The 9,902-nt window shown below is 48.0% G+C and carries 9 protein-coding genes and 1 pseudogene; 7 read left to right on the top strand and 3 right to left on the bottom strand.

Going from position 1 to position 9,902, the window contains the following annotated elements; translation table 11 throughout:
• Positions 1-109: 109 nt before the first annotated feature.
• The 3 genes and pseudogenes from CLOSYM_RS20175 to CLOSYM_RS20185 form a co-directional block, all read right to left on the bottom strand.
• Positions 110-819: pseudogene (locus tag CLOSYM_RS20175) on the bottom strand (alpha/beta hydrolase).
• A 209-nt stretch (positions 820-1,028) separates the two neighbouring features.
• Complete coding sequence (locus tag CLOSYM_RS20180) at positions 1,029-1,700, bottom strand: flavin reductase family protein (protein ID WP_003497523.1); 672 nt, start codon at positions 1,698-1,700, stop codon at positions 1,029-1,031.
• Positions 1,701-1,749: 49 nt separating this feature from the next.
• Positions 1,750-3,078 carry a YjiH family protein gene (locus tag CLOSYM_RS20185; RefSeq protein WP_003497522.1) on the bottom strand — a complete coding sequence of 443 codons (1,329 nt, stop codon included), beginning with the start codon at positions 3,076-3,078 and terminating at the stop codon, positions 1,750-1,752.
• Positions 3,079-3,298: 220 nt separating this feature from the next.
• Here CLOSYM_RS20185 and CLOSYM_RS20190 point away from each other — a divergent pair, with 220 nt between their 5' ends.
• From CLOSYM_RS20190 to CLOSYM_RS20220, 7 genes are all read left to right on the top strand, one after another.
• Complete coding sequence (locus CLOSYM_RS20190; RefSeq protein WP_009297576.1) at positions 3,299-4,795, top strand: helix-turn-helix domain-containing protein; 1,497 nt, start codon at positions 3,299-3,301, stop codon at positions 4,793-4,795.
• A gap of 71 nt (positions 4,796-4,866) precedes the next feature.
• The gene (locus tag CLOSYM_RS20195; protein ID WP_021643586.1) at positions 4,867-5,385 is read left to right on the top strand and encodes a peptidylprolyl isomerase; all 519 of its coding nucleotides are present in this window, start codon (positions 4,867-4,869) and stop codon (positions 5,383-5,385) included.
• Between the two features lie 52 nt (positions 5,386-5,437).
• Positions 5,438-6,139, top strand: a complete 702-nt coding sequence (locus tag CLOSYM_RS20200; RefSeq protein WP_021643587.1) for a GNAT family N-acetyltransferase — start codon at positions 5,438-5,440, stop codon at positions 6,137-6,139.
• A 57-nt stretch (positions 6,140-6,196) separates the two neighbouring features.
• Positions 6,197-6,904, top strand: coding sequence for a YesL family protein (locus CLOSYM_RS20205; RefSeq protein ID WP_003497516.1), 708 nt, complete (start codon positions 6,197-6,199; stop codon positions 6,902-6,904).
• Between the two features lie 96 nt (positions 6,905-7,000).
• Positions 7,001-7,897, top strand: a complete 897-nt coding sequence (ispE, locus tag CLOSYM_RS20210) for a 4-(cytidine 5'-diphospho)-2-C-methyl-D-erythritol kinase (protein ID WP_003497515.1) — start codon at positions 7,001-7,003, stop codon at positions 7,895-7,897.
• Between the two features lie 20 nt (positions 7,898-7,917).
• A complete protein-coding gene (locus tag CLOSYM_RS20215; protein WP_003497514.1) occupies positions 7,918-8,595 on the top strand; it encodes a GntR family transcriptional regulator in 678 nt (225 codons plus the stop codon).
• Complete coding sequence (locus CLOSYM_RS20220) at positions 8,592-9,818, top strand: aldo/keto reductase (protein ID WP_021643588.1); 1,227 nt, start codon at positions 8,592-8,594, stop codon at positions 9,816-9,818. Before CLOSYM_RS20215 ends, CLOSYM_RS20220 begins: the two co-directional genes overlap by 4 nt.
• Positions 9,819-9,902: the final 84 nt, after the last annotated feature.

A 9,902-nucleotide genomic window follows, 5' to 3' on the forward strand; every position in this document is an offset into this window, starting at 1 on the left:
ACAATCCGGCAATTCTTCAAATAGAAAAATTGAACCGAATTGTATACATAAGGCCGGCATTTGCTGCCGGATTTATTGATGGCGGTGACCTGTGCGCGGAGCGTTCATGTTATCGTGTGCGATGCTCTATCCATCCAATCACATCTCCGATCACCTCATCCCTGCAATATTCATTAAATATTTCATGGAACAGACCGCCGTAAATTTTCATCTGTTTATCGGAAGAAGGAACGGTTTTAAAGAAATCATAGGTGTCCTGTACATTTACAAGGCCGTCTTTTTCTCCGTGTAGCATCAGGACAGGATATTTAAATTCTTTGATGCTGTTTTCAAACCGGGTGATGCCGTCGCAGATGGCGTAACACAGACCTGTTGTGAAGGTTTTCGTGTTATAAGGATCTTTTCCGTACCAGTCCACAACCTCCTGGACGGAACAAACGCCGGCGCCCAGTTCGTTTGGAAGCTGTGTATGGGGATCCATTCCTTTCGGAATACCGGTGATAAGTTTTCCGTTATCCCTGGTCAGGGCTCCGCTTGTGATGATGCCGCGAAGCTTTTTGTCCGGATACTTGGCGCCATACAGGGCAACAGTGAAGCCGCCCATACTGTGGCCGATCAGAAATACGGGAACGCCGGGATTCTCGGCAATCGCCAAATCGACTACAACGTTAGTGTCATCCAGCAGTTCATTAAAGTCCGTGTAATAGGTGCGCTCTCCCTCGGAACGTCCGTGGCCGCGGTGATCAAAGCGGTAGGTGCCGATTCCGGCCTATTTAAATATAATTTTGTGTTGTCGTATGACGGAATCATTTCTCCCATATGTAACGCCCTCCTTTTGATAATTTAATTTCTGCGGTGAACGCAGAAACCGTTTATGCGCGGTATAATGACTGCTTTGCAGTCATTATACCATAAAAACAAGGAGTTGGCGTCGAATATCTAATTCAAAATCCGGGTAATAAAGCTGACTGTTCAATATAAAAACCGCCTGCCGACTTGAAACCGGCAGACGGTTATAGATTCTCTGATTAAACCTTCCCCTCAAGACCTTTGTCCACCAGGATCTGTTTTTCAGGGCTGACTTTGGGCGGGGCCATCTCAAAGGAATTATTGACCACGGTAAAATCGAAGTATCCGAGCCGGGCCACCGGCTTAATGCGGCAGATATCCACCTTTCCGTCGGGAAGAATGAATTCGTCGGCAATATGTATTCCGATTACTTCTCCGATAATACAGTCCACGGTGGCCAGTGTGTCTTTGCCCGGGATGCGGATTGTCTGAACGTATTTACACTCATACTGAACCGGAGATTCGGCAACACGGGCGGCCTGTACCAGTACGGAAGGCGCTTTTGTAACCTGGGAATACTCGAACTTGTCTTTCGTTCCCTCCGGAATTTCAAAGATGGAAGAGCGGTTCATCGCGTCCTTTAAATCGTACGATACCATATTGTAGACGAATTCGCCGGTGCGCTCAATGTTTTTTACCGTATTTTTCCGATCATCCACCACATTTTGGTTGGCGGAAAAGATGACCAGCGGCGGATCGAAGGTAAGATTTGTAAACTGGCTGTAGGGAGCCAGGTTATCGGTGCCGTCCGGATTTTTTGTGGAGATCCATCCGATGACTCTCGGAACGGTACAGGACTTAAACGGATTTCTGGATAAGCCGTGATTATTTTTTGATGGTTCGTAGAACATATTGTTTTCCTCCGTGAATGATTATTTTTAACAGGCCGCAGCGCGGCATTTACAACATAAAGACTAACCAGGATATCGGCACAATGATAAAGAAGGACAGGATGGTCCGTTCCAGCCAGATGATAACCATATCCTTGATGGAAACAGGAATTTCAGTGGCCACAACACAGGGAATTGTCGTGGAGAACATCAAAACCTGGGTGATACTCATGACGCTGATGATAAAACGTGTCAGCTCCGGCGCATTTACGACGACCAGGACGGGAAGGTACATTTCCGCCAGGCCGAGGAAGGCCGCTTTAGCGGCAAGCAGAGGCTCCGGGATCTGAAGCAGCAGCGTAATTGGGTAGAAAATATAGCCGAGCCAGTCAAACACAGGCGTATAATCTGCCAGAATCAGCGCCACCAGGCCGATTGACATGAAGTTTGGCAGCACCTCAAACACCAGTCCAAATGAGTTCTTAATGTTTTTAAGAATGTTCGGAAGTACAGGACCGGCATCTTTACAGATCCGGAGTCCTTCGTTCCATGCGGCTTTCAAAAGGCTCCCCTCCAGTTTTTCTTCCGGATATCCCTCTTTTTCCTGATAATAGGTCTCAGGCTTAGAAGACAGAGGATAGATTCTGGCTACAATGGCTGTGACGCCAAAGGTGACAATCAGTGATATGAAGAAAAACGGAGTCCACAAATGCATGATGTCTGCTGTTTTTGCAACAATAACAAAAAATGATACGCAGACTGTGGAGAATCCTGTGGCGATGATAGAGGCTTCTCTCGTGTTGTACTTCCTCTCTTTGTACATTTCATTTGTAATCAGCATTCCCACGGCCGTACTTCCCATGAAGGAGGCCACGGCGTCGACGGCCGAGCGCCCCGGGGTCCTCCAGACTGCCCGCATCAGGGGGCGGAGGAACTGGCCGGCAAAGTCAATAAAACCATAATTCATAAGACAGGTCAGAAAGATGGCGCCGATTGGAATAAGAGTTCCCACCTGGACTGCCAGCGATTCGAAGAGGAAGGGCCCGTGATCCGCTCTCATAATCGGTTCAGGTCCGACGCCGGAAAAGACGATTACCGTGAATACCGCTCCCAGTATTTTTGTAAAAGTGAAAATGGTTGTGATGGCGTCTTTGTTCCAGGTCTTTTTTATGAAAGGCATGGCAGTGGCGATGAGAATGACTGCCAGCGCATATAATCGCCCTGCCGCCATAAAGTGGCCGGTCAGAAAGCTCACCAGGTATTCAATGGGAATTGTGGTGGCTCCGTTTGACGGGACAGGGACAAAAAACATAAAAATTCCGATCAGGCTGAGCAGGACAAACTTGGCTTTAATGCCTGGGCTTGTGGTGTTTTCCGGTACTTCCGGAGTGTTTTTCATATAGCACCTCCTAAGACTTTTTCATTCTGTTCCGTTACCTGCAAAGCGGCCGCTTAGCTTGTCTTTATTATAGTAAAAGGATAAAGTGTTATATATACACATTTTTGTTCTCCATTTTAATTTTTTTGACATAAGTGAAAAATTGACAATGTTTTTAGATTATATTATAGTTTGAAGAAAAGGCAGCAATAATAATTTTAAATACCGTTTGGAGGAAAGAATGAGGAGTATTTGTCTGTTAGATAAAAACAATCCGGCAGCGGGACAATTGCCTGATATGGAGCTTGCAAAAAACCGGGAAGAAGTTCTGGCACTGAGCAGGGGCCCCGGAGACTGCTTTCTTTTTCTCAGGCAGCAGGATATTGAAAATGACTTTATTCAGAAGGTGAAGGAAAATAATCCGGGGTGCCGTGTTATCATGATGATGGAGGCGGCTCCGGCAGGAATGGTGCTTCCCTATGCCTGGCAGGGATATATTGACGGCGTTTATTTCCTGCACGGGCATGACGGGGAGGAGGAGCTTCCGGCGGCGGAGATGTTTAAAGATATCCTGTCTATGGAATATATCCACGATTTAATATACGGTCATCTGGAAAGACTGACGAAACTTCAGCCCATGTTCGGCCTGATGGAGATAGAAATAAACCCCCAGATAATTCTGACCATTGTTTATGATGATTTCTGGACAATCTGTGAGCACCACCATAATTCATACCGCTACAAGATGAAGCGGAATCTATTGAACAGGACGCGGGAAGTGCTTCGCCTGGGGATGAAGGGAATTGCCACGACATTGATAGGAACAGACAAGGTGGTTGTGGTTCTGGATTGCGGCGGCAGAAAAGGGGAACAGGCTGAAGATTACGCCACTGCCTGCGCTGAGATGATCCGGGACCATCTGATCCGGGAGACGGGCTATTCCGTATCAATCGGGGTGAGCAGCTTCTGCGATACGAAGGGTTTTTTATGGAGGGCTTATGAACAGTCCTTCCGCGCCCTGGAACACTCTTTCCAGAAAGGCAGGGGACAGGTGCTTCATTACAGACAGTCGGTTCCCGTATACGGGGATGAGGGGGCCTCCGAATCAGAGCAGTTCAGCCATGATCTGATTATTGCAGTCAGCCTCAAAAACGAAGAATACGGGGAAGGTGTTCTGGAACGTTTTATGAATCTTACAATCAGCCGGAACATGGGGGCCTCCTATGTAAAATCTCTGGCGGTTACAATTCTGTCGGAGACGGCCCAGTACTGCATGCGGATTGGAATCGATGCGGCGGAAATATCCGGCAGCCTTATCAATGTGGTCAACCGGATCTTTAAGGCTGCGACAGTAAAGGATATCAAGGGAGAGATGCAGTTATTTCTTCAATTTGCCATAAACAGGGTCAGGGCGCTTTCAGACGGGGGCGGCGTACTGGATATTGCAAAAGCCTATATCGAACAGTATTATATGATGGACCTCGATCTGGATAAGGTCGCATCTATCTGCGGATACAGCCCCTCTTATTTCAGCCGCAGCTTCCGGAAGTATTTCGGCATTAACTTTGTACAGTATCTTCAGCAGGTGAGACTCGATAATGCGAAGCAGCTTCTCAAAAGCAGCTCTATGACTGTGGCTGAGATATCTGAGAAGACAGGATTTCAGAGCCTCAGCTATTTCAGCACCATATTCAAAAGGGAGACCGGACTTTCACCCAACCAGTACCGTATTGGTTAAAGTCTGGACAAATCTTCTGCATTTTGCTACACTTATAGGACAAGAGCAGAAAATCTTAGGAGGAAATAAATATGCAGAATCCAATCGTTACTATTGAGATGGAAAACGGCGACATCATGAAAGCAGAGCTTTACCCGGAAATTGCCCCAAATACAGTGAACAATTTTATCAGTCTGGTTAATAAGGGATATTATGACGGCCTTATTTTTCACCGCGTAATCAAGGGGTTCATGATCCAGGGCGGCTGTCCGAACGGCAACGGCATGGGCGGTCCCGGCTATTCAATCAAAGGAGAGTTCAGCCAGAATGGCTTTGCAAACCAGTTTAAACACACCAAAGGGGTGCTTTCCATGGCCAGATCGATGGCTCCGGATTCCGCAGGTTCCCAGTTCTTTATTATGCATGAGGATTCACCACACCTGGACGGAGCCTATGCGGCTTTTGGCAAGGTGACGGAAGGTCTTGACGTTGTGGACAAAATCGCCGCCATGAGGACGGATTGGAACGACAGGCCGATGAAAGAACAGAAGATTAAGAAGATGACGGCAGAGACGTTCGGAACGGAATATCCGGAACCGGAGAAATGCTGATTGTACCGGTGATCAGACGGAGGCCGGCCGGAAAGACTGAAGAATAGAAGATATGACAATTGTAAAAGAAGTAACAGTAGAAGGAATCAGATATCCAGTCACTGTTTCGGATGACAACGAGGCTCTTCTGGCCGCAGCAGCGGCGGGAAGAGCCATTATTGGGATATGGGATCCCTCCGTGCGCCCTTTAGGGGCAGGGTTTGACGCATGCCTCTATCTGGTTTGTGAGATGGAGGCGGCGGACGATATGCTTTTGGAAAAGGCAGTCAGAAGACAATACGGACTTCCATGGATTATAGCGCAGACAAAGCGTCTTCTGATACGGGAATTTACAAAGGACGATCCGCTGGAAGCCGAATCGGCCGACGACGGGGACGGTGTATTCTCTGACCGTGCCAGGAGAGAGGATTATATTGACAATCAGTACCGGTTCCATGAATGCGGGCTTTGGGCCCTGGTTTTAAAAAAGAGCGGTGTTATTATAGGGAAAGCCGGAATTACGGCAGGGGAACTGGGGTATCATATTTACGGGCCGTTCAGGGGCCGTGGATACGCTTTTGAGGCATGCTCTGCGATACTCGGCTATGCGGAGGAAGAGCTGGGGCTTCGTCATGTCCGGATAAAAACCGGGGAAGGGAATGAAGCTTCCGTCCGTCTGGCAGAGGCCCTGGGTTTTTCAAGGACGGAGGATACGGAGCAGAAGAGTGAGGGGATTCTTACGTTTGAAAAATATATGCAAACAGATATGCGATAAACAGTAAAAGTTTATGCTGTTTAAACTATTTCAATAAACAAAAGAAAGGCATTAATAATGGCATCAAAATTATTTGATTATGACAATCCCTTCTTTATGTTCATGTCGAGGATATGGGATTTAATGATTCTGAACTTCCTTGCCGTTTTACTCTGTCTTCCGGTCATAACAGCCGGGGCGTCGGTGACGGCATTGTATTATATAACTCTTAAGATGGCGGAAGACAGGGAGTCGCATATATACAGGAGTTTTTTGAAAGCATTCAGGGACAATCTGGTACAGTCCACGGCCATCCATCTGATTGTGACGGCTGCCGGGGCGGTGCTGCTGCTTGATTTCTGGTATTTTGTTCTGGGGGGCAGAGCGCCGGGAGCTTCAGCCTCCGATATCTTTTCCGCCGGCATATTTTCTTCCGGCAGCCCGGCGCGCTTTGCGGCAGCCGCCCTGCTGCTGGCTCTGATGCTGCTGTATCTTTTTATAACCGTATATGTATATGCCATCCAGGCAAGATTTGTAAATACGGTCTTCAAGACGATAATCAATGCGTTTATGATGGCGGTACGCCATCTTCCGTCCACTGTTCTGATGATAATCCTGAACTCCGTATTTTTTTATATCATGTTTCATTATGCTTCATGGCTGGGATTCTGGGTGCTGTCCGGCCCGGTTTACCTGAATTCACTCCTGCTTTGCAGAATATTTAAGAGGTATATGCGGACGGATGCAAAAGAAATTACAGAAACAGACAAAAATACAGCCGAATAGTATTGTATTTTGTATGTACGGCGTATATAATATATTGTATACAAAAAAATGCGTTGATACAATTTACTACGAAAGGAAAAGACCGGAGGAATAGAAATGATAAAGCACCTGGGGCTTAAAGCCTACGGTAAGATTAATCTGGGGCTTGACGTGGTCCGGAAGAGGGAAGACGGGTACCATGAAGTGCGGATGATTATGCAGACGGTGCGCGTGTATGACAAGATTGACCTGGTGCGCAGCGAACAGCCCGGAATCAGGCTGGAAACAAATCTCTATTATCTGCCCGACAATGAAAACAATCTGGGCTACAGGGCGGCCAAGCTTCTGATGGACGAGTTCGGCGTTACGGAAGGCGTGGAAATCAAGATGAAGAAATTCATCCCCGTGGCAGCCGGTATGGCGGGAGGAAGCAGTGATGCGGCGGCTGTCCTGTTCGGAGTTAACAAGATGTTTTCTCTGGGCCTTACAACGGAACAGCTGATGGAGAGGGGCGTAAAGCTGGGAGCCGATGTGCCTTACTGCATCATGAGAGGGACAGCGCTTTCCGAAGGAATTGGGGAGATTCTTACGCCGCTGCCTCCGATGCCGCAGTGCCAGATCCTGATCGCCAAACCGCCGATCAGCGTTTCTACTAAATTTGTTTATGAAAACCTGAACCTGCCTTCGCTGTCCCGGGATGCACACCCGAATATCGACAAAATAGCAAAGGCTCTGGCATCCAGGGATTTCTACGGAGTGGCGGATAATCTGGGAAATATACTGGAGACGGTGACGATACCGGCTCACCCGGTCATCCGGGAAATCAAAGAAAAAATGATGGAACTGGGAGCTGTAAATGCTCTGATGAGCGGCAGCGGACCTACCGTGTTCGGATTGTTTGTAAATCCGGCTGCTGCTCAGGAGGCATATGAAGAAATGCGCTATGGGAGTGCGAAAAGCCTCTCAAAGCAGGTATATCTGACCAGCTTCTATAACAACAAAGCAGGAAAATAATTAGGACAGGGGAATTATTTATGGGAAATAATTTTGAAGTGAACATGAATGAGTACCTCCCGCTGAGGGATGTCGTATTCAACACGCTCCGGCAGGCCATTTTGAAAGGGGAACTGGCGCCGGGAGAAAGACTCATGGAAATACAGCTTGCAGAAAAGCTGGGAGTAAGCCGAACCCCGATCCGCGAGGCAATCAGAAAACTGGAGCTGGAAGGCCTGGTACTGATGATTCCGCGTAAGGGAGCGGAGGTTGCCAAGATTTCCGAGAAGAGCTTAAAGGATGTTTTAGAGGTAAGGCGTTCCCTGGAGGAACTGGCTATTGAGCTGGCCTGCCAGCGGATGACGGATTCCGATCTCATGGAAATGGAGAGGGCGGGAAAGGCATTCAAAGACGCCGTTGACAATGGAAATGCCATGGAGATTGCCGAGACGGACGAGGCTTACCATGATGTAATTTATAATTGTACCAGGAACATGAGGCTGGTGCAGATTTTGAATAATCTGAGGGAACAGATGTACCGTTTCCGTCTGGAATATATCAAGGATGAGGACAAGAGACAGATTCTTCTGATTGAGCATGAGAAGATCCTGAGGGCCCTCAGGAACCGCCATGTGGCCGAGGCCAAGGCGGCTGTGCGCGAACATATTGACAACCAGGAAATCACGGTTCTTAAGAATATAAAGGAGCAGGAAGAATGACATTTAAAGAGCTATATTTGTCAGGCCAGGTTGAATTTGAGGAAATAGACAGGTTTATTTCCAGGTGGAATAATTCCGATGATGAAAGAACGCTTGCAAAATATCTGGGCCTTAACGCAGAGGAAGAGGACGTCTGGATCGATGACAGCGATGAAGCGCTTCAGGATATGCTGGATTCTTATGAAAAGGTGGCCGGGACTCCGGTGACGCTCGGCAGAACAGGGATTATCGTCAATAAGAACGGTTTTGGCGCCCTTCCGATGCAGCGGGTATCCATGGAGGCGGCCAGGGCTCTGCTTCGGAAAGCTTACGATGCAGGGATACGCTTCTTTGATACGGCGAGGGATTACACCGACAGCGAAGAGAAAATCGGCCTTGCGCTGAGCGGCGTGAGGGATAAAATTTATATTGCTACAAAGACCTCGGCAAAAACGGTGGATAAATTCTGGCAGGATTTAGACACAAGTTTACATAATTTAAAAACTGACTATGTGGATATTTACCAGTTCCACAACCCGGCATTCTGTCCGAAGCCGGGAGACGGCAGCGGGCTCTATGAAGCCATGCTTAAAGCCAGGGAACAGGGCATGATACGATATATCGGCATTACGAACCACAGGATGGCTGTGGCGGAGGAGGCGGTGGAATCGGGACTCTATGATACGCTCCAGTTTCCGTTTAACTATCTGTCCACAGAGCGCGAACTTGCCCTGGCCGAGTCCTGCCGTAAGCAGAATATGGGCTTTATCGCAATGAAGGGGCTTTCCGGGGGCCTTATTACGGATTCAGCGGTGATTTATGCATGGATGCTCTCTCATGAAAATGTACTTCCCATCTGGGGCGTGCAGAGGGAGGCGGAGCTGGATGAATTCATCAGCTATATCGATAATCCTCCGGAGCTTACGGATGAGCGGAATGCCGTAATTGAAAAAGACAGGAAAGAGCTGGCAGGCTCATTCTGCCGGGCCTGCGGTTACTGTCTGCCATGTCCGTCAGGCATCGAGATTAATCTCTGTGCCAGAATGTCGCTCCTCTTAAGACGGATGCCCCCGGATGATTTTCTCACGGAGGAAGGCCAGGCGAAGATGAAAAAAATCGAGGACTGCGTCCATTGCGGACAATGCAGGGCTAAATGTCCTTATGGACTGGACACGCCGACTCTGCTGGAGGAGAATTATAAAGACTATAAAGAAGTACTGGCTGGAAAAACAGTCCGGAATTGAGCAGAATCTTACTGTGCTAAATAAAGGTAACAGTTTAGGCGGGGCGCTGTTACTAAAACATATGGAGATTTAGTTAAGCAGGTG

It is taken from the genome of [Clostridium] symbiosum ATCC 14940 (assembly GCF_000466485.1).
Taxonomy (GTDB): domain Bacteria; phylum Bacillota; class Clostridia; order Lachnospirales; family Lachnospiraceae; genus Otoolea; species Otoolea symbiosa.